Below are 22,425 nucleotides of genomic sequence, written 5' to 3'. Positions count from 1 at the left end.
ACACGGCGTGCATGAAGGACCGATGCCTCAATCTCTCCTCCCCTTGGTCACCGCCGAGCTGCTCCAGCCCGCCGATCCGCGCGCGGCGGCGATGGCGGGCGCGTTGGCGGCGAAATATCCGTCAGCGGCGCGGGCGTTGTTGTTTTATGGCTCTTGCTTGCGGGAGGCCAATCTCGACGGGTTGATGCTCGATTTCTATCTGATCGTGTCGGACTATCGCGCCGCCTATGGCAAAAGCTGGCTGACGCGGGCCAATCGGTTGATCCCGCCCAATGTCTTTCCATTTGAACATAATGGTTTGATCGCCAAATATGCGGTGTTGTCGGAGGCGGATTTCGCCCGGCTGTGCAGTCCGGCGGCGGACAATGTGTCAGTCTGGGCGCGCTTTGCCCAGCCGTCACGGTTGTTGTGGGTGGCGGATGAGGATGCGCGCGAACATGCTATCGCTGCTGTCGCGCAGGCCGCACCGACCTTGCTTTCGCTGGCCCGGCCGATGGCGGAAGGGCAGGATGCGCTGTCCTTGTGGAAGCAAGGCTTCACCCTGACCTATGGGGCCGAATTGCGCGCTGAGCGCAAGGGGCGGTCGCTATCGATCGTCGATGCTGACCCGGATCGCTATCGCCGTTTTGGCGAGGCGGCGCTGGCCGATGGCCTGCCGCCCTCGCCCGATCAGGCGGCGCGGTGTTGGCGTGCACTGCAACGGCGTGGCAAGTGGCTGTCGGTGGTGCGGCTGGCCAAGGCGAGCTTCACCTATGCGGGCGGGATCGACTATCTGGCGTGGAAGATCAACCGTCATGCCGGGACGGCGATCGTCATCAAGCCCTGGCAGCGGCGCTGGCCGCTGCTGGGCGCGCTCACTCTGCTGCCGCGACTGTTCCGCTCTGGTTCGATCCGCTGAGCGCGCTCGACAGCGCATTGGCCAGCGCCATCAGCGTATAGGGTTTGCGCAGCACTTCATGGCCGACAAAATCGGCGCTGGCGGTCGCGTCCCCGGCATAGCCGGTCACGAACAACACCGGCAGATGGCGATATTGGGCGGGCAGCGCGCGGATCATTTCCGGGCCGGTGAGGTCGGGCATCAGCACGTCGCTCATGATCAGGCCAATATCGCCATTATTGGCCAGCAGCTTGGCGGCCTTGGACGGATGGTCGCAGGCGATGGGCAGGTGGCCCAGCTCCGCCAGCGCCGCCATCGTCTGGTTCAGCACGCGCGGATCATCCTCCACCACCAATATGCGCGTGGGCGGATGGAGCGTTGCGACGCGCGCGGGTGATACCGCATCGACCGCATCGTCCGCTGCGCTCCCCATGCGGCGGGGCAGGTAGATATGGACGCTGGTACCTTTGTCGGGTTCGGATTCGATGCGGATTTCGCCCTCGCACTGGCGCACGAAGCCGAAAATCTGGCTGAGGCCAAGGCCGGTGCCCTTGCCGACCGGCTTGGTGGTGAAAAACGGCTCGAACACGCGCGCCAGCACCTCCGCGCTCATGCCGCAGCCATCGTCGGCGACGGTCAGCACGACATAATCGCCCGCCACGCAATCGCCCACTTCGCCTGCCGCCAGCACCGCCTGTCCGGTGCCGATGGTCAGCCGCCCGCGCCCGTCCATCGCGTCGCGCGCGTTGACGCACAGGTTCAGGATCGCATTTTCCATCTGGTGCTGATCGACGAAGATGCGCCAGCCCTGCGCCTTGGGCGCCAGGGCTACGATAATCTGGTCGCCGATGGTGCGGTCGATCAGGTCCGCCATGCCCGACACCAGCGCATCGGGATCGACCGCGCTGGGCAGTAAAGGTTCGGACCGGGCGAAGGCGAGCAGGCGGCGGGTGAGGGCCGACGCGCGATTGGCCCCCTCCATCGCATTGTCGAGATGGCGGGATGCTTCCTGCGGTTTCAACCGAATATTGCGCTTTGCCAGTTCCAGCCCGCCGACAACGACGGCCAGCATATTGTTGAAATCATGGGCGATACCACCGGTCAGCTGACCCACCGCGTCCATCTTGTGCATCTGGCGCAGATTTTCCTCCGCCGCCTCGCGTTCGATCGATTCCTGTTTCAGCCTTTCATAAGCGTCGGTCAGTTCCGCGGTCCGTGTGCGCACCGCCAGGTCCAGCCGGTCGGCGCGCTCGGCCTCCGCCTCCGCCAGTCGCCGCGCGTTGCGGCGGTCGCTATAGGCGACATGGGCGAACCAGGCGGCGAACAGGACGCACACCAGCATCGCCAGCCCCAGCAGGCGCGATGTCTGCCCCATCCATTCGGTACGATCCCCCGCCAGCGTCACCGCCAGGCTGCGTTCGCGCAGGCGCAGATTTTCCGCCTGGATCACCCGGTCGAGCAAAGCGGTGATGCGTTTAAGGTCGCGCGACGTCCCGGCTTCATGAAAGCGGCCCAGTGCGGCCATTTTCTGGTCATAGGTGGTGCGCAGACCGATTTCGTTCAGCGTCTTGCCGCGCGCCATATAGGCATGTTGCAACGCCTCGACATTGCCGCGCTGCCAGCCGGTACCGCGTGTCGCATAGCCCAGCGCCTTCAACTGCGCGCCGGCGGTGCGCCACTGGTCCTGAAACAAACGGCCAGTGTCGGGATTCAGGCCGATGACATAGCGGGCCAGCGTCACTTCGGCGCGGGCGGTCTGCGCCTCGAACGCGCGGGCGAGGGCAATAATCTCGAAGCTGCGCTGCTGTTCGGCCAGCGCCTGCTGATGATCACGCGCAGCGTTGCTGGCACTATAGAGAAGCGCGCCAAGCGATCCGATCAGCAGGATGCCGAGCAGGAACGGCAACAGGCGCCGCATCGCCACGCGCCAGCCCTGTTCCCGATCATCTATGAAATCGCTGTCTGCCATGGCCCTTTATCATAGCTGATAGCAGCGAAACATCGCCGGTCAAAGGGCAGGGATCAGGCGATAGCCCCTGTCGCTTTGCCCGCAACCTCGAACATGCCGATAATCTGTTCGACCTGTTCGTCGCTATGGTCCGCGCAGAGCGAACAGCGCAGCAGGAAGGTGCCGGCAGGGGTTGCTGGCGGGCGGGCCATGTTGACGTAGAGCCCCAGTTCCAGCAGCGTCTGCCAGATCGCAACCGCCTGGGCCTGATCGGTCAGTATCACCGCGATGATCGCCGATTGCGGCGTCTTGGTCCCCAGCGTGAAGCCAAGATCGGTCAGCCCCTTGTGCAGCCGCTGGCTGTTCTTCCACAGATGGGCGCGCTTTTGGCCTGCATGCATCAGCTTGCGGATGCTGGTCGCGGCGGTCGCGACCACGCTGGGCGGCAGCGAGGCGGTGAACACATAGGGTCGGCAGACCAGGCGCATGATCTCGAACTTGGGATGGTTGGAGACGCAGAAGCCGCCGACCGTGCCGACCGATTTGGAGAAGGTGCCGACGACGAAATCGACGTCCTTCTCGACGCCCTGTTCCTCATAGACGCCGCGGCCATTGGGACCGAAAAAGCCCATGCCATGGGCTTCATCGACCAGGATCATGCAATTCTGATGCTTGCGCACCGCCGCGACCATATCGGGCAGGGGGGCGATATCGCCCAGCATCGAATAGACGCCTTCCAGCACGACCAGCTTGAGCGCGTCGGCGGGCAGGCGGCCAAGGCGCTTGTCCAGATCCTCGACGCTATTGTGGCGGAAGCGGACGATTTCTGCGTCACCCAGGAAGCAGCCATCATAGATGGAGGCGTGGCTGTCGGCGTCCAGCACGACATAGTCGCCGCGCCCCGCCAGCGTCGAAATCACGCCCAGATTGGCCTGATAACCGGTCGAAAAGACCATGGCGGATGATGTGCCGTAAAATTCCTTCAGCGCATCCTCGACCTCGCGATGGCCCTGATAGGTGCCGTTGAGAACGCGGCTGCCGGTGGTGCCAGCGCCAAATTCGTCGAGCGCCTTCTTGCCCGCCGCGACCACGTCCGGGTCGAAGGTCATGCCCATATAATTATAGGTGCCGAGCAGGATCGTTTCCTTGCCCTTGATGATCGCGCGCGTGGGCGAGAGCACCTGATCCATCACGATCGAGAAAGGATCGCGCACGCCCGTGTCCAGCAGCGCCTGGCGCTCGGCGATCAGGGGATCGAATTTGGACAATAGGTCGCGGGTTTCGGCGGCGATGGCGGTGTCGGTCATAATATCCATGGTCCTAAAACCGTTCGGGCTGAGCGAAGTCGAAGCCCTTTGCCGAGCGGAGCCGAGGCTCCATGCTTCGCCTTCGCTCAGCAGCGCCCTTCGACTTCGCTCAGGGCGAACGGACGTTGTTCCTATTTACGCGGCCTTCAGCTTCGCGACGGCATCCACCAGCTGGCCGACCGTTTCGATCTCGGCCTGCATGTTCATGGTGATCAGGATGTCGAATTCATCCTCGATCGCAGCGACGAAATCCATCACGGTCAGGCTGTCCCATTCCAGATCGCCGGCAAAGGTGGTGGTTTCGGTCAGCGCGACGCCCTTTTTATTGAAAGGGGCGACCTGCGCGGTGACGCTGTCGAAAATTTCGGTGCGATCCGTCATCTTTTGCTTCTGTCTTTCCGTAAAGCACGGCTTTTGCCGCCTCGCCCTGCCCTATGGCAAGCGAATAAGGCGGCAATCGGGCAGGATCGCGCCCGAATTTGCGCGGTGCTTTGCGCCTTTACCGGAAATTGTCGGCGTAGGCCTGCAATTTCAGCGTCTTGGGCGGGGTCGCGATGACGGTATAGGCCACGCCCTGCTTTTGCGCATAGGCAATGGCGGCTTCCTGCGAGGGGAAGCTGAGCTTGAGCTGCTGTTGCGTGTCGCCAGAGCCAGCCCAGCCGGTCAGCGGATCGGCCTGCTTGGCTTCGGCCGGGGCATATTCCAGCACCCATTTGTGGGTCAGCGCCTTGCCCGATTGCAGGGCGTTCTTCTGGATCTGGTAAATGCGCGCATTCATCGCGAAAGACTCCGGTAAATCGTGATGCTGCGTTGCACCAGCGTCCCGCGTGAAGTCAAGAGCGGCTGCGGGCGTCCGCGCGCTTGGTGCGCAGCGTGGGCGGGGCGGCGGCCGGATCGTCGGGCCAGGGATGGCGGGGATAGCGACCGCGCATTTCCTTGGCGACGTCGCGCCAGTTCCCGACCCAGAAGCCGGGCAGGTCGCGCGTCGTCTGGATCGGGCGGCCAGCGGGCGAGGTGAGCGAGAGGATGAGCGGGATGCGCGCGCTCCCCACGGTCGGATGCTCGGCGAGGCCATAAAGCGCCTGCACCCGCAGTTCGACGCGCGGTCCGCCATCGGCCATATAGTCGATCGCGTGGCTACTGCCTGCGGGGGAGCGGAAATCGGGCGGGGCGAGTCGGTCAACCTGCTGCTTGCCGTCCCAGCCGATCAGCCCATCCAGCACGCCCGACAGTTGCGACCGGTCGATGTCCGACAGGCGGCGTTTGCCCGCCAGAAGCGGCGGGAGCCAGTCGTAGAGGCTGGCCATCAATGCTGCGTCGGACAGCGCCTCGACCCCCGCAAAATCGGCGCGCATTCGCAGCGATTGTGCGGCCTCCGACCAAGGGAGCAGGTCAAGGCCGCCCTGCCGCACGCCGTCCAGCAATGCCGCAACCACCGCCGCCGGATCTGGCCGGTCGTCGGAGCCGGACGACAGGCGCACCGCGCCCAGCCGCCGTTCCCGCAGCGCCTCTATCCCGCCATTGGCCGGGCGGAAACGGACAGTGCGGTTGGTCATGATCCGGTCGGGGAACAGCGCCAGCACGTCCGCCTCGCTGATCGGTGCGGCCGACAGGATGCGTGCGCCTGCTGCGCTGCCCTGCACCTCGCCCACGGCCAGCCATTCCTCACGGGCTAATGGGGAGAGGGGATCAAGCCGGAAGCCGCGCCCGCCCACGCTCGCCCAGTCCGCGCCGTCGGCGGAGCGGCGTTTGGATACGCGGTCGGGGAAGGCGAGGGCGAGGCAGAGGCCGACAGAAGGTCTACCCCCTGGCCCCCTCCTGCTTGCGGGAGGGGGAACAACAAGTCCTGACCACCGTTTCGCGAGCGCGCGTCCGGCGTCCGCGCGTTTGCCGCCTTCGCGCCGCCAGCGTTGCAGGCGCAGTGTCAGGTCGGTGTCTTGGCCGCCAATGCCGCGTTCGCCCAGCAGCACGGCGATTTCGGCGGCGGTCTGCGCCAGACCCATCTCGCCCGCGCGCACCAGCATATGGGCGATGCGCGGACTGAGCGGCAGTTTGGCCAGCGCCTTGCCATGCGGGGTGATGCGCTCGTCGCTATCCAGCGCCTCCAGCGCCATCAGCCGGGTGCGCGCCTCCGCCACCGCCGCAGCGGGCGGCATGTCCAGCCAGCGCAGCGTCGCCGGATCGCTCACGCCCCAGAGCGCGCAGTCGAGCAGCAGGCTGGAGAGGTCGCTTTCCAAAATTTCCGGTGGATCGAAGGGCGGCATTCCCGCGCTGGCGGCGGCTTCCCACAGGCGATAGGCGACGCCGGGCCGCTGGCGGGCGGCGCGGCCTGCGCGCTGGGTCGCCGACGCCTGACTGGCGCGTTCGGTGACCAGCCGGGTGACGCCCGCCGCCCGGTCATAGCGGGGTCGCCGCGCCAGCCCGCTATCGACCACGATCCGCACGCCGTCGATCGTCAGGCTGGTTTCGGCAATGCTGGTCGCCAATATGATCTTGCGCGCGCCCGAGCGCGCTGGCCGGATCGCGGCGCGCTGGGCCGCGGGATCGAGCGATCCATGGAGCAGATGGACCTCATAGGGACCGCCCTCGATCCGCTCCGCCGTCCGCTCAATCTCGCGCACGCCGGGCAGGAAGGCGAGCAGGTCGCCTTGCGCTTCCTCGCTGATCGCGCGGCGGATGGCGGCGGCCATTTCATCCTCGATCCTGCGCTCTGCATGGCGGCCGATATGGCGCACTTCGAGCGGCTGGATGCGCCCCTCACTTTCGATGACCGGCGCATCACCCAGCAAGGCGGCGAAGCGCGCGCCGTCCAGCGTCGCCGACATCGGAACGATGCGCAGGTCGGGGCGCAACCCCTCCTGCGCGTCGAGCGCCAGCGCCAGCCCAAAATCGCTGTCCAGGCTGCGCTCATGCACTTCGTCGAACAGCACCGCCGACACGCCCGCCAGTTCCGGGTCGTCCTGAATCCGCCGCACGAATATGCCCTCGGTCAGGACGAGCAGCCGGGTGCGCGCGGACATCTTGCTATCCATCCGGGTGGCATAGCCGACCGTGCCGCCGGGCTGTTCGCCCAGCATCTCGGCGATCCGCTCGGCAGCGGCGCGGGCGGCGAGACGGCGGGGGGAGAGCAGCAGCACCTGGCCGCTGCACCATGGTTCGTCCAGCAGGGCTGGCGCGACCGCCGTTGTCTTGCCCGCCCCCGGCGGCGCGACCAGCACGGCGTTGCTGCCGGTGCGCAGCGCGGCAAGCAGGTCGGGCAGGACGGCATGGATGGGCAGGGCTGTCATCGCCCATCCTCTCGCGCCAATCCCGCCAAACCGCAAGCGGAACGAAAAATGCACGGCCATGGGAAAGAATCGCCATTCCAGGCGTTCGCGCGGCAGGCAGGCATTCCAACCCCTGCGCCACCATATGGAAGATCAGGGGGACGATCGGGGCATGTCGGCATTTACAGAAGATGCGGAACGCTATCGCACGCTGTTTGAAACGATGGACGAAGGCTTTTGCATCATCGAATTTTTCGATGGGCCGCACGGGCCGTTAAGCGACTATATCCATATCGAGGCGAACGCCGCATACGAACGCAATGCTGGCATCCCCAATGTCGTTGGCCAGAAATTGCGCGAAATGGTGCCTGACGAGGCCGATGGCTGGGTCGAACTGTATGGCCGCGTATTACACACGGGCGAACCGATCCGCTTCCAGCGCGAACTGGTCGCGACCGGCCGCTATCTCGACATTTCCTCCTTCCGCGTTGGCGCGTTCGAGGACAAGCAGGTTGCAGTCCTGTTCAAGGATGTGACCGACCGCATCCGCATCGAAAACGAAGTCCGCCAGCTCAACGAAACGCTGGAGGCGCGGATCGCGCAGGCGCTGGCCGAGCAGGAGGAGGCCGAGGCCGCGCTGCGACAGGCGCAGAAGATGGAGGCGGTTGGCCAGCTGACCGGCGGCCTTGCCCATGATTTCAACAATTTGCTGGCCGGGATTTCCGGCGCGTTTGAGATGATCGGGCTGCGGCTGGCCGAAGGGCGCACCGCCGATGTCGAACGCTATCTGGCCGCCGGGCAGGGCGCGACCCGCCGCGCCGCCGCGCTGACCCATCGGTTGCTCGCTTTCTCCCGCCGCCAGACGCTGACCCCCAAGCCGACCGTCATCAACCGGCTGTTCACCGATTTCACCGAACTGGTGCGCCGCACCGTCGGGCCGCAGATCGAGGTGCAGACGATCGCGGCGGGCGGACTATGGCCTGCGCTGGTCGATGCCAACCAGCTGGAAAATGCGCTGCTCAACCTGTGCATCAATGCGCGCGACGCCATGCCGGACGGCGGCAAGATCACGATAGAGACCGCCAATCGCTGGCTGGACGATCGCACCGCGCGCGACCATGGGCTGACGCCCGGCCAATATGTGACCGTGTGCGTCAGCGATACCGGGACCGGGATCGACAAGGCGATCCTCGATCGCGTGTTCGATCCCTTCTTCACGACCAAGCCGGTGGGGCAGGGGACCGGGCTTGGCCTGTCGATGGTCTATGGCTTTGCCCGGCAGAGCCACGGCCATGTCCGCATCTATTCCGAAATCGGGCAGGGGACGATGGTATGCGTCTATCTGCCCCGCCATCGCGGCGAGGATGATGAGGAGGCACCCGTCGCCCCGGACGCCACATTCGAGGCGGAAGCGGGCGAAACCGTACTGGTTATCGACGACGAACCATCGGTCCGCATGTTGATGGTCGATGCCCTGACCGATCTGGGCTATGCCTGCGTCGAGGCGGGCGACGGGCCGTCGGGCCTTAAAATCCTGGAATCGCGGACGCGGGTGGACCTGCTGGTCACTGACGTTGGCCTGCCGGGCGGGCTGAACGGGCGGCAGGTGGCGGATGCGGCGCGGGCGCTGCGGCCGGACCTGCGGATATTGTTCGTGACCGGCTATGCCGAAAATGCCGTGCTGAACCACGGCCATATCGAACATGGCATGGAAGTGCTGACCAAGCCCTTCGCGGTCGAAGAATTGCGCCGCCGGGTGGCTGGGCTGCTCCAGCCGGACGATCAGCCGAACAGATAGATGTGGATCGGATTTTTGGGATCGATCAGCATCTTGGCGGTCAGCGCCAGCGACATGATGATCAGCAGCGGCTTGATCAGCCGGGAGCCGAACCGCATGGCAAGGTGCGAGCCGATCTGACCACCAATGACGCTGCCGATCGCCATGGTGAGGCCCGCGATCCACAGCACATGGCCGCCCGCGACCATGGTGAGCAGGCCCGCGATATTGCTGGCGAAATTGGCGGCCTTTGTCTGGGCGGTGGCGCGCAGGATGGAGAGGCCGCCCAAGGCCAGGAAGATGGTGGTGTAGAAAGCGCCCGCACCGGGGCCGAAAAAGCCGTCGTAGAAGCCGATGACGCCGATCAGGCCGCTGAGCGCAGCAATGCCGACGCGGGCGTGTCGGTCGGCCTCGCCCAGTTTTGGCGAGAAAGTGAAATAGGCGGCAATGGTGATGAGCAATGCAGGCATCAGCCCGGCCAGGATCGACGGATCGACCCGCTGGAGCAGCCAGGCGCCGCCGACCGATCCGATAAAGGCGGCGATCACCGGGCCTTTGTAGGTTTTAAGGTCCATATGCCCGCGCCGGGCATAGGCAATACAGGCGCCGAAAGTGCCAAAGCAGCTTTGCAACTTGTTGGTCGCGACCGCCTGCACCGGCGGGATACCTGCGGCCATCAGCGCGGGCAGGGTGATCAGGCCACCCCCGCCCGCCATCGCGTCGATACAGCCCGCCATCAATGCGGCGGCCATCAGGAATGCGAGGGTTTCGGGGGGCAGGATCATGGCTGCTTCGGCCCGCCACCTCATCCCGTTCGGGCTGAGCCTGTCAAAGCCTTATACTTTCTCAGAAGAACGCTCTTTAGACTTTGCTCAGGGCGAACGGCGTTTATGGGTCAGACGAAACGCAGACCCAAATCCTCAATAAGCGCGGATCGTTGCGAATTCGACGGCTTCGGTCAGCGCGGCCTTCGCTTTGCCATTGTCGAACATGCCGAGCGCGTCGATTGCGCGCTGGCCGTAATGGCGGGCGCGGGCGAGCGTGTCGGCGATCGCGCCGGTGCGGCGCAGCAGGGCGGTGGCGTGGGCCAGATCATCGTCGCCAATCTTGTGGCCGGCAATCGCCGCCTTCCAGAAGGCGCGATCCTCGTCACTGCCACGAGCATAGGCGAGGATGACGGGCAGCGTCACCTTGCCATCGCGGAAATCGTCGCCCGCATCCTTGCCCATGGTCGCGCCGTCCGATTCATAATCGATTGCGTCGTCGATCAGCTGAAAGGCGATGCCGAGGTTGCGGCCATAGACGTCGAGCGCCTGTTCCTCCCGCTCGTCGCGGTCGGCGACCACGGCGGAGATGCGGCAGGCGGCGGCGAAGAGCGCAGCGGTCTTGGCGCCGATAATGTCGAGATACTGGTCCTCGCTGGTGTCGATCTTGCGCTGGGCGGTCAGTTGGTTGACCTCGCCCTCCGCAATCACGGCAGAGGCATTGGCCAGGATTTTGAGGACTTTGAGCGACTCCGCCTCGACCATCAGCTCGAACGAGCGGGAGAAGAGGAAGTCACCCACCAGCACGCTGGCGCTGTTGCCCCAGATGATATTGGCGGTCTTTCGCCCCCGGCGCAGGCCGGAGCCATCGACGACATCGTCATGCAGCAGCGTGGCGGTGTGGATGAATTCTACCGCAGCGGCCAGCTTGAAATGGCGCGACCCGGCATAGCCGACCAGATCGGCGCAGGCCAATGTCAGCATCGGCCGCAGCCTCTTGCCGCCGCCCGCGATCAGATGGCCGGCCAGTTCGGGGATCAGCGGAATGCGCGACTGCATCCGGTCCAGAATCACGGCATTGACCTGGTTCATGCCGTCGGCGACCAGATTCATGATGGGAGCCAGCGACGGCGCGGCTTTCGCGCGGCCGATGGGGTGGACGTTACCGGGGGCGGGTGCTGTCATGACCTGCGTCCCTTGGCGGGGCAAAATGCAGATGGCAAGCGGGAATAGCTTGCCTGAAAGGCCATATGGCGCAAAAAGCGCGCCGATTGAGCGGAGGATGGACGTGACCGACACATTGCAGCGCTATCGCGAGAGCATCGACAATATCGACGCGGCGCTGGTGTTCATGCTGGCCGAGCGGTTCAAGGTGACGCAGGCGGTGGGCGAATATAAGGCGACCCATGCGCTGCCCCCCGCCGATCCGGGGCGGGAGGAGCGGCAGGTCGCCCGGCTGCGCCAGCTGGCGCTCGACGCCAATCTGGACCCCGATTTCACCGAAAAATTCCTGCGCTTCATCATCGATGAGGTGATCCGCCACCATGAAAGGTTGCGGGAGGGCTAGGCCGGTTCGGTCAGGTCGGCTTCTTTCGCGGGGGCTGATCGACCGAGCAATACCCCGCCCAGTGCCAGCGCAAAGCCGATCAGTTGCACCGGGCCAAGCCGTTCGCCAAAGAGCAGCCAGGCCTCGATCGCGGCGAGCGGCGGTACGAGCAGCAGCAGCATCGACATGGCGGTTGGCCCCTGATGCCGCACCAGCCAGACCAGCAGGCTCAGCCCCGCCGCTGACAGGCCAAGGACGGACCAGCCGAGCGCCGCCCACAGCAACGGATCATTGTCCCAGCGCCATTCGCCCACGATCAGCGTCGCGGCGATCGCGACCAGTGCGCCGCCGATATTCTGGACTCCGCCCGACACGAGAATCGGATCGTCCGACAGTCCCCCGCGCTGGATCAGCGTGCCGCCGGTCATGGCGATGATCGCGATGATGCCTGCGATCGCCAGGCCCACGGTGATGGAGCCGGTGCCGCTGCGGGCGATGGCGGGTAGCAGGACGCAGGTGACGCCCATGATCGCGATGGCAAGCCCCGCCCAGGTGCGGGGCGGCAGCCGGTCGCCCAGCAGGACGACGCTGGCGACCGCGACCATCAGCGGCTGGAGCGATCCCAGCAGCGCCATGACCCCGGCGGGCATTCCCCGACTGACCGCCCACCAGCTGACCGTCAGATAAACGCCATGCAGCATCGCCCCTGCGACCAGATGCAGGACGAGCCTGCGCCCGCGCGGAAAGCCTTGCCGCGCAAACAGCGCCGCGCCGCAAAGCAGCAGCGCCACCAGCGTCAGGCGTATCGCCAGCACCAGTTCGGGCGCACCATGCGGCACCACCGCGCGGGCGACGATGAAGCCGGTGGACCAGATGAGGACGAACAGGGCGGAGGCAGCAAAAGCAAGCATGGCCGCGGCTTTGGCGCAGGCGCAGCGCGATGTCGAGTGGCGGAAGGGATTGGGAGGGGCTTCGGCTAAGGGCATTTCTCCTCACCCGTTCGGGCTGAGCCTGTCGAAGCCCCGCCCTTCCTTGCGAGAAGAAGAAGTACAGCCCTTCGACAGGCTCAGGGCGAACGGAGCTTGGGTTGCAGTGCGCCGGAGCTCACTCCCGCCCCGCCCGTATCGCAGCCCCGCCAGCAAAGGGCGTGATCGCCACCAGCAGGAGCGAGGCGGCGGCCAGGTATTTGAGCGCTGCTCCGCTGCCATCGCCCAGCGTGCCTGCGCCAAAGATCAGCAGCGGCACTGCCAGTGGCAGGGCCAGCAACCCCGCCAGTGCGCCGCTAGACCGCAGGCCCGCCGTTAGCGTCGCGACCAGCAGGCCGAGCGCGGCCAGCGCCGGGGTGCCGACCAGAAGCCCTGCCTCCAGCATCCAGATAGTGCCGCCATCCAGCTTGAGCAAAGCCGCGGCAGGCAGGGTGGCGAGCATCAAGGGCGGGCCAAAGCCCAGCCAATGAGCGATCAGCCGGGCCAGCACGACCATTTCATCGCTTATGCCGCGCAGCGCGATCTGGTCCAGCACGCCTGCGTCGCGATCCGGTGCGATCAGACGGTCGACCGGCAACAGGCTGGCGAGCAGCGCGGCGATCCACAACATCCCGCCACCGGTGCGGCGTAGCAAGGTCAGGTCCGGCCCGACCGCAAAGGGATAGAGGCTGGCGACCAGCAGCAGGAAGGCGATCGGCAGCCATAGGCCCGACGACCGCCAGGCGGCACCCAGATCGCGCGAGGCGAGGAGCCAGAGCATCCTCATGCGTCCCACTCCGCCGGGTCGGGCAGATGGTCGGTCAGCGAGAGGGTGACCGGTGCGCCGAGCGGGAGCGGCTGGTGCGAGGCGGTGACGACGATACCGCCAGCTGCCAGATGCGCGGCGACGGCTGCGCCCAGCAGATCAAGCGAGGCGGTGTCGAGGCCGTTGCCCGGCTCGTCCAGCAGCCAGATCGGCGCACCGCTGGCGATGACCCGCGCCAGCATCGCCCGCTTGCGCTGCCCGGTCGAAAGCATCCGCACCGGCACATCGGCCAGCGGGGCAAGCGTCATGGCGTTGAGCGCTGCGGCGACCGCGCCATCGGCGCTGTCGTCCAGTCGCGCCCAGAAATCGAGCGCGCGGGCGAGCGGTAATTCGCTGTCGAGCGCCAGCCGCTCATCGGCCAGCGCGACCGCGCCCGTACGCTTGATCGTGCCGGAAAAGGCGGGGAGCAGCCCGGCGCATAGCCGCAGCAGGCTGGACTTGCCGACGCCATTGGGTCCGGTCAGCAATGCGCTGGCGCCTGCATTGAGCGACAGGCTGACGCCCCGGAACAGCATCCGGCCGCCGCGCAGGCAGGCGACATCGGACAGATGCAGCCCCGCCCCGCTCATGGCGCGACCATATCCTCCAGCACATGCATGTCGAGGTCGGACAGGCCGAAATGATGGCCGATTTCATGGACGACGACATGGGTGATCAGCGCGTCCAGCGGCACCCCGGTTTCGACCCATTCGTCAAGCAGCGGGCGGCGGAACAGGTGGACGGTGGGCGGCGCATCCCCGGTCTGCGCCTCTTGTCCGACAGGACGGCCGGTATAAAGGCCGGTCAGGCCGAACGGGTCGTCAATCTCCATCTCTTTCAGGACTTGCGCGTCGGCAAACTCCTCCACGAACAGGACGACATTGTGCAGATGGTCGGTAAATGGTGCGGGCAGGCGCGCGAGTGCTTCGAGCGCCAGCGCCTCAATATCCTGCGCGGTGGGAGCGAAGCGGGGCGGTTGACCGTTATGCGACATGGCTGCCACATAGGCGAAACTATTTTCAGAGGATAGGGACATGATCGAGAAGCTGAGCGATGAGGCGCGCGCGCTGGCGCTGGCCAACCTGCCCGAATGGACGGTCGTGGCCGACCCCGACGGTATATCGCGCCGCTTCACCTTCCCCGATTTCGTCGCGGCGTTCGGCTTCATGACGCGGGTGGCGATAGTGGCGGAGAAAGCGGACCACCATCCTGAGTGGAGCAACGTCTATAACCGGGTGGACGTGGTCCTGACTACGCATGACGCGGGCGGGCTGTCGCAACGGGACATTGATCTGGCGCATCAGGTGGAAGGGTTGTTGTAATAGCTGCACCGTTCGGGCTGAGCGAAGTCGAAGCCTTCCGCTGAGCGAAGCGAAGTGCCTTCACTGCGTTCAGGCTTGCCCTTCGACTTCGCTCAGGGCGAACGGGTGAGGGGAGTCCCTACTCCTCCTCCCGCCCCTCGATCCGGTCCTCATAGCTGTGCAGCGCGGCGGTAACGGCGGGGTCGGTGGCGTAGCGGCGGCGGAGCATGGCCAGGGTCGCGTCGGACCCGTGGCACAGTTCCGCGACATTTTCCTCGATATAGGCGCGGCGTTCCGCGTCATAGGGTTCCTCGCCCCGGAAATGGTCGCAACTGTCGCGCGCGACCATGAACCGGGTCACTTCGCGCGGGAAAGGGTCGGCGCTGGCAGCGACGTCGGACGGGGGCAGGTCGAGCGAATGCCAGGGCGCGGGCTGGGCGCGGACGGTGACCACGGGACCGGCTTTGGGCGTTGGCATGGCTACTGGTTCGGGCTGCGGCTGGACGGGGGCGGGGGTAGCCACAATGGCTGCGGGCTTGGCAGGGCTGGGGTCGGTCTGGGCAACCTGCGGCGACGAGTCCCCGCAGCCCGCGACCAGCGCCAGCATCATGCACATCGGAACCAGCCTTGACCGCCTGCTCACCCGATTTCCTCCCGCAAGCTGGCGATCAGGTCCGCGACATGGGGCAGCCGCGACTCTTCTTCGTCCAGGATCGCCAGAAAAGCCGCCCGCCTATAGTCCCGCAGCGCGTCGGGGGAAAGGCGGCTTGCGGCGGGCATGGCCGAAATCACGATGTCCAGCAGCCGCTCGACCCCGTGCAGGCGACCCCACAAATAGTCATTTTCCCGATAGACCCTGCTAAAGAAAGCGCCGAAATTATTGAATTCTATGCCTTTGAGCGTAGCCGCTGCGCCACCGGGCCGGATCGCAGCGCAATCTTCGGGCGAAATCCGGTCAACCTTCACCGGATCATATTCATCCATAGTGTCACCCTGAAGCAACGGTAGGGTGGCGATGTCGTAGAAAGGGAAGCCGAGATAGGCGAGCAGCATGGAGCGGCGGCCTGCCTTGGGCAGGGCGGCAAAAGCTTCGGCGAGGATCAGGTCCGCGCCATCATCTCGCGCCCGCAGGTCACGGTCCTGCGCCACCGCCTCCAGCGCGGCGGCGGCGTCGCCCGGCACGTTGCGCGCGGCGGCCAGCACGGTCGCCCTATGAAAATCGCTTTCCTCGCACGCGGCATAAAGGGCCAGCGCACGGTAGATGGCGTCATGCATCGCCAGCACGGCTTCATCCTCCGCCGCGCCGTCGCTTTCCAGCGTGTCGGCCAGATGCCGGGCCAGAAAGCGCAGGCGACGGATGCGGAAGGCCAGATCATGGGTGCGGAAGAAGGTGACGGGGGCGGAGCCTGACCCGCCGCTGTCGTTCAGCTGGTCCGCACCATCCTTGCGCACCTGCGCCCAGATCGCGGCGCGATAGGTTTCGCGCAGCATCCGGCTGTCCTCCCCCGACAGGCGGAACAAGAGGGTGGCGAGCGATTCGACGATGCCTGACAGTTTGAGATGACCATAAGCGGGGAAGGCGAAGCCGGCGGAACTGGCCGCGCGCTGCTGCGCCTTGGCGCGCCAGGCCGACAGGCGGGCAGGGGTCGGGCGGTCGAGGAACAGCATCCCGCCGATGGCCCCTTCCACCTCCGCCTCGATACCGGGACGCAGCGCGTTCAATATGCGACGCATCCGGCGGATACGTGCGGAATGGCGGTCGATCGCCTCCAGATTGTCGCGGATCGGCTGTTCGCGCGGAATATCGCTCAAAGCGCCGAAGATGGTGCGAAAGAAGCCGGGCAGCGGCGCATCCTCGCCGGTCGGCACCGCGACCTGATCACCATGGCGGTTGAGCTGGATGGTGCGATGGCCGGGCTTGGGATCGATATAGACGAAGCGCCGGTCAACCTCCCGCCGGGACGGCCGGTTGCGCAGCGCACCGATCGCCTGTGCGAAAGGCGCATTGGCCAGCACCGATCCGTCGATCAGCACCGCGTCCTCTGCCGTGCCACGTGCCCAGTGACGGGGCAGGGCGCGGGCCAGAAACGCGTCGCGTGTCGGCCAGTTGCGATGGCGGCGCTTCAACACCCGGTCCAGTTCGCGCACGGTGAAGGGCGGGAAGGCGCCGGGGAAGCTGGCGGTGGCGCGCGCGGCGAACACCAGTTCGGCGGTATCGGCAAAATCGCGCGTCCCCCGGCCCCGCGCCCGGAAGCCGATCGACAGGCGATGCTCGGTCTCGATCACCTGGGGCGGGCTGTTGAGGGTCAGGCTTTGCGGATGGCCTTCAAAATCGGTGACGGTGACGAACAGGTCGAGCGGATGGCCGTCGGGCAGCAGCACCGGGCCGCGCTCGCTGGCGGCCATGGCGTCGAACGCGTCGAGGATGAGGGTGGTGAAAATCTCTCCGCCAAAGGGTGGCTCGAACCAACGGGAGCGGATGAAGCGGGAGAGTTTCATCCGCACTTCCTCGCGCGTGTCCGGTGCTACGGTGCGCTCCACCGCGTCACCCGGTCGCCGCGCTGCCATCCAGACGAGCGGCGTTGCCCAGAATTTGGTGAGCGCGCGGGCGGGGCGGGCGTCGGGGTCGAGCAGGCTATCGACATCGGCATTGTCGAGCCACAGGTCGGTCAGCGGTTCGAGCGACTGGCCGGTCTCGATTGCCTGCGCCAGAAAGATGCCGTTGATCCCGCCCGCGCTGGCCCCGGCGATAATGTCCGGCAACACGCGCAGCCGCACCCCGCTCGCCGCCTCCATATCCGCCAGCAGCTTGTGATAAATGGCTTCGCTGCCCGTGGTCGGCGGTACGCCATCATGGAAGGCGCGACTGGCGCGCGCCAATCGCCACACCTCCTTGGTGATGCCATGCATGTAGATCGCCAGGCTGATGCCGCCATAGCAGACCAGACCGAGCCTGAGTTCCCTCTCCTTCATGGCCTGAACGTCGCAGAGCGAGGGCGGCTTGTCGAGGGGCTGTCAGGCGCGGAAATCGGCCCAGATCGGAAGATGATCAGACGCCTTGCGCGACGATGCGCTGTCATGGACGCCGCAGTCGGTCAGCGTCAGGCGGGCGCAATGCATGATCCGGTCGAGCCGGGCCACCGGACGGCGCGCATGGAAACTGCGGCCGCATGGCGCGAAACTATAATGATGGGCAAAGTCCGCCAGGCAACCGCGATTGGCGCTCCATTCGTTTAGGTCGCCCATCAGCACAGTCGGCATCGCCGCGCCCTGCGCCGCTGCGTGGATCACCGCTGCCGCCTGCCGCCGCCGCCAAAGGCCCGACAGGTCCAGATGCATCCCGAACACGCGCAGCGACAGGCCACCCAGCGTCACTTCCGCCATGGTCGCGCCGCGCGGTTCCAGATAGGGGAGGTGCAGCACATCGCTCATGTCGATCTGCGCGGCCTTGCGCACCAGCAGCGCATTGCCGTGCCAGCCCATCGAATCGATCTGCACATTGAGCGGCACCGGCTTGTAGTCGCTCAGTCGCTCCATCAGCGCGGGCGGGATGGCGGCGGATCGCACGCCAAAGCGCCGGTCGGCCTCCTGCAGGGCGATGATGTCAGCATCCACCTCCGCCAGCACCTCCAGCACCCGTTCGGGCATCCGCCGCCGGTCGGTGCCGATGGCCTTGCGGATATTGTAGCTGGCAACGCGGATTGTTCTCATCGCCGCCTCAATGCCTGAGCCGTGGCGATGTTTCCAGTGTGTCGCCAGATGTTCTTGCAATGTTCGCGCTTGATCGGCATATCTTCGCCATGGCCAAGGCAAAGCGTAAATTCGTCTGTCAGCAATGTGGCACCGTGGCGGCACGGTGGCAGGGGCAGTGCGAGGATTGCGGCGAGTGGAACAGCATTGTCGAGGAAGCGCCGGAAACCGCCTTTTCCGCGCGGCATGATCTGCACGCTGGCGGGCGGGCGATCACGCTCATCGGGCTGGACAGCAAGATCGAGCTGCCGCCGCGCACCAGCACCGGCATTGCCGAGTTCGACCGGGCGCTGGGCGGCGGGATCGTGGCGGGATCGGCGACGCTGATCGGCGGCGATCCGGGTATCGGCAAATCGACATTGCTGTTGCAGGCAGCGGCACGGGTCGCGGCGCGCGGGTTGTCGGTCGTCTATATCAGCGGTGAGGAAGCGACCGATCAGGTGCGGTTGCGGGCACAGCGGCTTGGATTGGGCAGTGCGCCGGTGATGCTGGCGAGCGCCACGTCGGTGCGGGATATTTTGACCACGCTGGGGGAGGGGGAGCCGCCCGCCCTGCTCATCATCGATTCGATCCAGACGATGCATAGCGACCTGATCGAGGGTGCGCCCGGCACGGTCAGTCAGGTGCGCGCCTCGTCCCAGGAACTCATCCGCTTCGCCAAGCAGCGCAACACCGCGCTGGTACTGGTCGGCCATGTCACCAAGGATGGCAGCATCGCCGGGCCGCGCGTGCTGGAACATATGGTCGACACGGTACTGGCGTTCGAGGGCGAACGCAGCCACCAATATCGCATCCTGCGCGCGATCAAGAACCGCTTTGGCGGCACCGACGAGATTGGCGTGTTCGCGATGGTGGCAGAGGGACTGGAGGAAGTCTCCAACCCGTCCGCTTTGTTCCTGACCCATCGCGACGAAAGCGTGACTGGCGCGACGGTGTTCCCCGCGCTGGAAGGGACGCGGCCCGTGCTGGTCGAGATACAGGCGCTGGTCGTGCGCCTGTCGAGCGGGGCGACGCCGCGCCGGGCGGTGGTCGGCTGGGACAGCGGGCGGCTGGCGATGGTGCTGGCGGTGCTGGAATCGCGTTGCGGCCTGAGCTTTTCGACCTGCGAAGTCTATCTGAACGTCGCGGGCGGTTATCGCCTGTCGGACCCTGCGGCGGATCTGGCCGTCGCGGCGGCTTTGGTGTCGGCCCTGTCGGAAAAGCCGGTGCCCGCCGATGTCGTACTTTTCGGCGAAATCGCGCTGTCGAGCGAAATCCGGCCCGTCGCCCATGCGCCGCTGCGGCTGCGCGAATCGGCCAAGCTGGGCTTCAATCGCGCCTTCATCCCGGCGGCCGCCGCCGACGGAGTGAAGGGGATTGCGGTCAATGGTTTCCGCACGCTTGCAGGGCTGGTTGACCAGATGCTGGGCAGGGGATAGCCACGCTGGCGATGAACGCCGTCGATATTCTCGTCCTGCTCGCCATTGGCGGTTGCGCCGTGCTGGGCCTGCTGCGCGGTTTCGTGCTGGAAACCCTCTCGCTGATGGCCTGGGTGCTGGCGATCTTTGCGATCCGCCTGTTCCATGCGTCCGCGACCGATTTGCTCAGCGCCTTTGTCGGCACGAGGAGCGGTGCGGCGGTGCTGGCGCTGGTGCTGGTGTTCGGCGTCACTTTCGCCGCGGGCAAGATGGTCGCGCACGCCATCGGTCGCCGCACGCGCCAGTCGGTGCTGGGTCCGGTCGATCGTGTGCTGGGCGGCGGCTTCGGCGCGGTCAAGGGACTGATCGGCGCGACGCTGATCTTCCTCGCCTTCAGTCTGGTCTATGACACCATGTATGGCAGCGGCGGGCGCCGCCCCGACTGGCTGTCCGACGCGCGCACCTTCCCGTTGCTCAACGCCAGCGGACAGGCGATCAGTGAATTTCTGGCGGAACAGCGGGCGAAGAAGGTGGCGGCAGATTAATAGTCCCGTCATCCCAGCGACCCGAAGGGCAGCGAAGCTAATGCTGGGATCTCACTTTTCTTCAGCGACGCAAGAAGGGAGATGCCAGCCTTCGCTGGCATGACGGTGAAGTCACACCCAACCCTTCGCCCGATACGCCTCCGCCGTCGCCTTCAATCCCGCCTCAGTCGGCACCTGCGGCATCCACAACTGTTTCGGCACATGCGCCCCGGTCGCGGCGACCCAGTCGGGGTGGCAGAAATAATCGACCCGGTCGGGTGTCAGCTTCGCGCCTTTGCCCCGGATCATCCGGTCGGTCCGCGCGGCGACGCCCAGCAGCCACGCCGGTGTCGCCAGCGTCCGCACCGCTCGTCCCATGGCCCGGCCGATCGCCGCGCCGAAATCCCTATGATCCCAGCCGCCGACCGTGCCGTCATCCGCCTCATAGATGCGGGTCAGGCTGATCTCCCGCTCACCGGCCAGCACCAGCAGCAACCGCGCCAGATCGCCAACCTCGATCACCGAAAGCCGCCCGCCCGGCGGCAGCATCATGATGCCGCGCTTGGCCATGCGGAACAGTTCCAGCATTTCCCGGTCGTTCGGCCCGTAAATCGCCGGTGGTCGCACGATCGTCCAGTCCAGCCCGCTGGCTTTCACATGGCGTTCGGCCAATGCCTTCGACCAGCCATAATCGGACAGGTCCGGTTCGCGCGCGGCCAGCGACGACACATGCACCAGCCGGCGCACACCGCGTTTGCGCATCGCGTCGATCACCGCGATGGTCCCGCGCGCATTGCCCGCCTCGAACGCATCGCGATCGGGCGCATTCACCACGCCCGCTATATGCACCACGACATCGGCGTCGCGCACCAGCGTATCCAGGCTCGCCGCATCGTCCAGCGACCCCGGCACCCATTTCAGCCGCGCGCGCGGCGGCTGCGCCTTTCGGGTCAGCGCGGTGACATGATGCCCGCTGGCAAGCGCCTGATCCAACGTCTCTGTACCGACGAAACCCGTCGCGCCGGTTATAGCCATCCGCAAAGCCATGGTGTCAGACCATCGCCATATGGTCGCGATGGACCAATACGGAACGGGGCAGGTGGCCGAGCAGCGTGGCGATATCCTCGCTGCGCTTGCCCGCGATCCGCGCCGCTTCCTCGCTGTCATATTCGGACAGGCCACGCGCGATCACCCGGCCATCAGGGGTCACGATATCGACCACATCACCCCGCGCAAACACCCCTTCCACGCTGGCGACCCCGGCGGGCAACAGGCTGTTGCCCTTGCCCAGCGCCCGTTCCGCGCCCGTATCCACGATGATCCGCCCGCGCACCGTCAGCCGCCCGGCCAGCCAGCCCTTGCGCGCGCGCTTGGCGGGTGCGGCGAGGAAGATCGACCCCTTGCCGCCGCCCGCCCAGTGCGACAGCGGCGCATCCACCTTGCCCGAAATGATGGCCAGATGCGCACCCGCGCCGGTCGCGATCTTCGCCGCCTCGATCTTGGAGGTCATGCCGCCCGATCCCATGCCGGACGCGGAGCCGCCGTCGGCCATGGCGGCGATTCGCGCATCAATGCGCTCTATTGTTTCGATCAGCATGGCGTCCGCATCGACGTGCGGGTTGGCGGTGTAAAGCCCGTCCACGTCCGACAGCAGGACAACTGCGTCAGCCCGTGCCGCCTGTCCGATACGCGCCGCCAGCCGATCATTATCGCCAAAGCGGATTTCGGCAGTCGCTACGCTGTCATTCTCGTTCACCACGGGCACGACGCCCAGCGCCATCAGCCGTTCTAGCGTGGCCGAGGCATTGAGGTAACGGCGGCGATTTTCCAGATCATCGAGCGTCACCAGCATTTGTGCAGCGACAATGCCCTGTTCGTCGAGCAGGCTGGCCCAGCATTGCGACAGGGCGATCTGCCCGGTCGCTGCCGCCGCCTGCGCATCCTCCAGGCTCCCGCGCCCACCCTTGGGCAGTTTCAGCCGCCGCGCGCCCAGCGCGATCGCGCCCGACGACACGATGATGACCTGCTGTCCTGCGACCTTCCGCGCCGCGACATCGGCCACCAGCGTGCGCAACCAGTCCACCCGCACCTGCCCTGCCGGATCGACCAGCAGGGCAGAGCCGATCTTGATCACCAGACGGCGGATAAGGGTGGGGGGGAAACCGGAGAGGGGGGTCATAGACTAGTCCAGCAAAGCC

22 protein-coding genes are annotated in these 22,425 nt (G+C 66.1%); 6 read left to right on the top strand and 16 right to left on the bottom strand.

Going from position 1 to position 22,425, the window contains the following annotated elements:
- Positions 1 to 22: 22 nt before the first annotated feature.
- Complete coding sequence (locus KRZ98_RS09110; protein WP_217673253.1) at positions 23 to 898, top strand: hypothetical protein; 876 nt, start codon at positions 23 to 25, stop codon at positions 896 to 898.
- Here KRZ98_RS09110 and KRZ98_RS09105 read toward each other — a convergent pair.
- From KRZ98_RS09105 to hrpB, 5 genes are all read right to left on the bottom strand, one after another.
- A complete protein-coding gene (locus tag KRZ98_RS09105; protein ID WP_217673252.1) occupies positions 855 to 2,846 on the bottom strand; it encodes an ATP-binding protein in 1,992 nt (663 codons plus the stop codon). The genes KRZ98_RS09110 and KRZ98_RS09105 overlap by 44 nt on opposite strands.
- A gap of 53 nt (positions 2,847 to 2,899) precedes the next feature.
- Complete coding sequence (locus KRZ98_RS09100; protein WP_217673251.1) at positions 2,900 to 4,132, bottom strand: aminotransferase class I/II-fold pyridoxal phosphate-dependent enzyme; 1,233 nt, start codon at positions 4,130 to 4,132, stop codon at positions 2,900 to 2,902.
- A 135-nt stretch (positions 4,133 to 4,267) separates the two neighbouring features.
- A complete protein-coding gene (locus KRZ98_RS09095; protein ID WP_217673250.1) occupies positions 4,268 to 4,513 on the bottom strand; it encodes an acyl carrier protein in 246 nt (81 codons plus the stop codon).
- A gap of 118 nt (positions 4,514 to 4,631) precedes the next feature.
- Positions 4,632 to 4,910 (bottom strand): ETC complex I subunit, encoded by a 279-nt coding sequence (locus tag KRZ98_RS09090; protein WP_217673249.1) that lies wholly within the window; start codon positions 4,908 to 4,910, stop codon positions 4,632 to 4,634.
- Positions 4,911 to 4,965: 55 nt separating this feature from the next.
- Positions 4,966 to 7,419 carry an ATP-dependent helicase HrpB gene (gene hrpB / locus KRZ98_RS09085; protein ID WP_217673248.1) on the bottom strand — a complete coding sequence of 818 codons (2,454 nt, stop codon included), beginning with the start codon at positions 7,417 to 7,419 and terminating at the stop codon, positions 4,966 to 4,968.
- A 151-nt stretch (positions 7,420 to 7,570) separates the two neighbouring features.
- Here hrpB and KRZ98_RS09080 point away from each other — a divergent pair, with 151 nt between their 5' ends.
- Positions 7,571 to 9,196 (top strand): ATP-binding protein, encoded by a 1,626-nt coding sequence (locus KRZ98_RS09080; protein WP_217673247.1) that lies wholly within the window; start codon positions 7,571 to 7,573, stop codon positions 9,194 to 9,196.
- Here the strand turns inward: KRZ98_RS09080 and KRZ98_RS09075 are convergent.
- Both KRZ98_RS09075 and KRZ98_RS09070 read right to left on the bottom strand, forming a co-directional pair.
- The gene (locus KRZ98_RS09075) at positions 9,181 to 9,960 is read right to left on the bottom strand and encodes a TSUP family transporter (protein WP_217673246.1); all 780 of its coding nucleotides are present in this window, start codon (positions 9,958 to 9,960) and stop codon (positions 9,181 to 9,183) included. The genes KRZ98_RS09080 and KRZ98_RS09075 overlap by 16 nt on opposite strands.
- Before the next feature lie 135 nt (positions 9,961 to 10,095).
- A complete protein-coding gene (locus KRZ98_RS09070; protein WP_217673245.1) occupies positions 10,096 to 11,124 on the bottom strand; it encodes a polyprenyl synthetase family protein in 1,029 nt (342 codons plus the stop codon).
- A gap of 97 nt (positions 11,125 to 11,221) precedes the next feature.
- Here KRZ98_RS09070 and KRZ98_RS09065 point away from each other — a divergent pair, with 97 nt between their 5' ends.
- On the top strand, positions 11,222 to 11,506 hold the full coding sequence (locus tag KRZ98_RS09065; RefSeq protein ID WP_217673244.1) for a chorismate mutase: 285 nt from the start codon (positions 11,222 to 11,224) through the stop codon (positions 11,504 to 11,506).
- Here KRZ98_RS09065 and KRZ98_RS09060 read toward each other — a convergent pair.
- The 4 genes from KRZ98_RS09060 to KRZ98_RS09045 all read right to left on the bottom strand — a co-directional run bounded on the left by KRZ98_RS09060 (position 11,503) and on the right by KRZ98_RS09045 (position 14,249).
- Complete coding sequence (locus KRZ98_RS09060) at positions 11,503 to 12,396, bottom strand: DMT family transporter (RefSeq protein ID WP_217673243.1); 894 nt, start codon at positions 12,394 to 12,396, stop codon at positions 11,503 to 11,505. The genes KRZ98_RS09065 and KRZ98_RS09060 overlap by 4 nt on opposite strands.
- Positions 12,397 to 12,589: 193 nt before the next feature.
- Positions 12,590 to 13,237, bottom strand: a complete 648-nt coding sequence (locus tag KRZ98_RS09055) for a heme exporter protein CcmB (protein WP_217673242.1) — start codon at positions 13,235 to 13,237, stop codon at positions 12,590 to 12,592.
- Positions 13,234 to 13,845, bottom strand: coding sequence for a heme ABC exporter ATP-binding protein CcmA (gene ccmA / locus KRZ98_RS09050; RefSeq protein ID WP_217673241.1), 612 nt, complete (start codon positions 13,843 to 13,845; stop codon positions 13,234 to 13,236). Before ccmA ends, KRZ98_RS09055 begins: the two co-directional genes overlap by 4 nt.
- Positions 13,842 to 14,249 (bottom strand): metallopeptidase family protein, encoded by a 408-nt coding sequence (locus KRZ98_RS09045; RefSeq protein WP_217673240.1) that lies wholly within the window; start codon positions 14,247 to 14,249, stop codon positions 13,842 to 13,844. The genes ccmA and KRZ98_RS09045 overlap by 4 nt, the downstream gene beginning before the upstream one ends.
- Before the next feature lie 40 nt (positions 14,250 to 14,289).
- Between KRZ98_RS09045 and KRZ98_RS09040 the strand changes: the two genes are divergently transcribed.
- Positions 14,290 to 14,577 carry a 4a-hydroxytetrahydrobiopterin dehydratase gene (locus KRZ98_RS09040; protein WP_217673239.1) on the top strand — a complete coding sequence of 96 codons (288 nt, stop codon included), beginning with the start codon at positions 14,290 to 14,292 and terminating at the stop codon, positions 14,575 to 14,577.
- A 118-nt stretch (positions 14,578 to 14,695) separates the two neighbouring features.
- Here the strand turns inward: KRZ98_RS09040 and KRZ98_RS09035 are convergent, their stop codons facing one another.
- From KRZ98_RS09035 to KRZ98_RS09025, 3 genes are read right to left on the bottom strand one after another with little or no spacing between them, the layout of a single operon-like run.
- Positions 14,696 to 15,166 carry a hypothetical protein gene (locus KRZ98_RS09035; protein WP_217673673.1) on the bottom strand — a complete coding sequence of 157 codons (471 nt, stop codon included), beginning with the start codon at positions 15,164 to 15,166 and terminating at the stop codon, positions 14,696 to 14,698.
- Between the two features lie 29 nt (positions 15,167 to 15,195).
- Positions 15,196 to 17,529: a patatin-like protein gene (locus KRZ98_RS09030; RefSeq protein ID WP_217673238.1), complete on the bottom strand. Its 2,334-nt coding sequence runs from the start codon at positions 17,527 to 17,529 to the stop codon at positions 15,196 to 15,198.
- Between the two features lie 42 nt (positions 17,530 to 17,571).
- Positions 17,572 to 18,267: an endonuclease/exonuclease/phosphatase family protein gene (locus KRZ98_RS09025; RefSeq protein ID WP_217673237.1), complete on the bottom strand. Its 696-nt coding sequence runs from the start codon at positions 18,265 to 18,267 to the stop codon at positions 17,572 to 17,574.
- Positions 18,268 to 18,356: 89 nt separating this feature from the next.
- On the opposite strand from KRZ98_RS09025, the gene radA reads away from it, so the two are divergent.
- Positions 18,357 to 19,724, top strand: a complete 1,368-nt coding sequence (gene radA / locus KRZ98_RS09020) for a DNA repair protein RadA (protein WP_217673672.1) — start codon at positions 18,357 to 18,359, stop codon at positions 19,722 to 19,724.
- A gap of 11 nt (positions 19,725 to 19,735) precedes the next feature.
- The gene (locus KRZ98_RS09015; RefSeq protein ID WP_217673236.1) at positions 19,736 to 20,248 is read left to right on the top strand and encodes a CvpA family protein; all 513 of its coding nucleotides are present in this window, start codon (positions 19,736 to 19,738) and stop codon (positions 20,246 to 20,248) included.
- Between the two features lie 111 nt (positions 20,249 to 20,359).
- Here KRZ98_RS09015 and KRZ98_RS09010 read toward each other — a convergent pair whose 3' ends face one another.
- Both KRZ98_RS09010 and proB read right to left on the bottom strand, forming a co-directional pair.
- A complete protein-coding gene (locus KRZ98_RS09010) occupies positions 20,360 to 21,274 on the bottom strand; it encodes an NAD(P)-dependent oxidoreductase (RefSeq protein WP_217673235.1) in 915 nt (304 codons plus the stop codon).
- 4 nt (positions 21,275 to 21,278) lie between these two features.
- On the bottom strand, positions 21,279 to 22,406 hold the full coding sequence (gene proB, locus KRZ98_RS09005; RefSeq protein WP_217673234.1) for a glutamate 5-kinase: 1,128 nt from the start codon (positions 22,404 to 22,406) through the stop codon (positions 21,279 to 21,281).
- Between the last annotated feature and the right edge of the window lie 19 nt (positions 22,407 to 22,425).

The sequence above is a fragment of the Sphingobium sp. AS12 genome, assembly GCF_019097845.1.
Taxonomy (GTDB): Bacteria; Pseudomonadota; Alphaproteobacteria; order Sphingomonadales; family Sphingomonadaceae; genus Sphingobium.
Note: the sequence above shows the minus strand (reverse complement) of the source record. Positions and strands in the feature narration are given on the sequence as shown.

What these genes read in the sequence shown, in the direction of transcription:
- hrpB (WP_217673248.1), bottom strand. Translation starts at nt 7,419, where the DNA reads ATGACAGCCCTGCCCATCCATGCCGTCCTGCCCGACCTGCTTGCCGCG.
- KRZ98_RS09040 (WP_217673239.1), top strand. Translation starts at nt 14,290, where the DNA reads ATGATCGAGAAGCTGAGCGATGAGGCGCGCGCGCTGGCGCTGGCCAAC.
- KRZ98_RS09070 (WP_217673245.1), bottom strand. Translation starts at nt 11,124, where the DNA reads ATGACAGCACCCGCCCCCGGTAACGTCCACCCCATCGGCCGCGCGAAA.
- KRZ98_RS09075 (WP_217673246.1), bottom strand. Translation starts at nt 9,960, where the DNA reads ATGATCCTGCCCCCCGAAACCCTCGCATTCCTGATGGCCGCCGCATTG.
- ccmA (WP_217673241.1), bottom strand. Translation starts at nt 13,845, where the DNA reads ATGAGCGGGGCGGGGCTGCATCTGTCCGATGTCGCCTGCCTGCGCGGC.
- proB (WP_217673234.1), bottom strand. Translation starts at nt 22,406, where the DNA reads ATGACCCCCCTCTCCGGTTTCCCCCCCACCCTTATCCGCCGTCTGGTG.
- KRZ98_RS09105 (WP_217673252.1), bottom strand. Translation starts at nt 2,846, where the DNA reads ATGGCAGACAGCGATTTCATAGATGATCGGGAACAGGGCTGGCGCGTG.
- KRZ98_RS09025 (WP_217673237.1), bottom strand. Translation starts at nt 18,267, where the DNA reads ATGAGAACAATCCGCGTTGCCAGCTACAATATCCGCAAGGCCATCGGC.
- KRZ98_RS09100 (WP_217673251.1), bottom strand. Translation starts at nt 4,132, where the DNA reads ATGACCGACACCGCCATCGCCGCCGAAACCCGCGACCTATTGTCCAAA.
- KRZ98_RS09055 (WP_217673242.1), bottom strand. Translation starts at nt 13,237, where the DNA reads ATGAGGATGCTCTGGCTCCTCGCCTCGCGCGATCTGGGTGCCGCCTGG.
- KRZ98_RS09065 (WP_217673244.1), top strand. Translation starts at nt 11,222, where the DNA reads ATGGACGTGACCGACACATTGCAGCGCTATCGCGAGAGCATCGACAAT.
- KRZ98_RS09010 (WP_217673235.1), bottom strand. Translation starts at nt 21,274, where the DNA reads ATGGCTTTGCGGATGGCTATAACCGGCGCGACGGGTTTCGTCGGTACA.
- KRZ98_RS09030 (WP_217673238.1), bottom strand. Translation starts at nt 17,529, where the DNA reads ATGAAGGAGAGGGAACTCAGGCTCGGTCTGGTCTGCTATGGCGGCATC.
- KRZ98_RS09045 (WP_217673240.1), bottom strand. Translation starts at nt 14,249, where the DNA reads ATGTCGCATAACGGTCAACCGCCCCGCTTCGCTCCCACCGCGCAGGAT.
- KRZ98_RS09090 (WP_217673249.1), bottom strand. Translation starts at nt 4,910, where the DNA reads ATGAATGCGCGCATTTACCAGATCCAGAAGAACGCCCTGCAATCGGGC.
- KRZ98_RS09095 (WP_217673250.1), bottom strand. Translation starts at nt 4,513, where the DNA reads ATGACGGATCGCACCGAAATTTTCGACAGCGTCACCGCGCAGGTCGCC.
- radA (WP_217673672.1), top strand. Translation starts at nt 18,357, where the DNA reads ATGGCCAAGGCAAAGCGTAAATTCGTCTGTCAGCAATGTGGCACCGTG.
- KRZ98_RS09080 (WP_217673247.1), top strand. Translation starts at nt 7,571, where the DNA reads ATGTCGGCATTTACAGAAGATGCGGAACGCTATCGCACGCTGTTTGAA.
- KRZ98_RS09060 (WP_217673243.1), bottom strand. Translation starts at nt 12,396, where the DNA reads ATGCTTGCTTTTGCTGCCTCCGCCCTGTTCGTCCTCATCTGGTCCACC.
- KRZ98_RS09015 (WP_217673236.1), top strand. Translation starts at nt 19,736, where the DNA reads ATGAACGCCGTCGATATTCTCGTCCTGCTCGCCATTGGCGGTTGCGCC.
- KRZ98_RS09035 (WP_217673673.1), bottom strand. Translation starts at nt 15,166, where the DNA reads ATGATGCTGGCGCTGGTCGCGGGCTGCGGGGACTCGTCGCCGCAGGTT.
- KRZ98_RS09110 (WP_217673253.1), top strand. Translation starts at nt 23, where the DNA reads ATGCCTCAATCTCTCCTCCCCTTGGTCACCGCCGAGCTGCTCCAGCCC.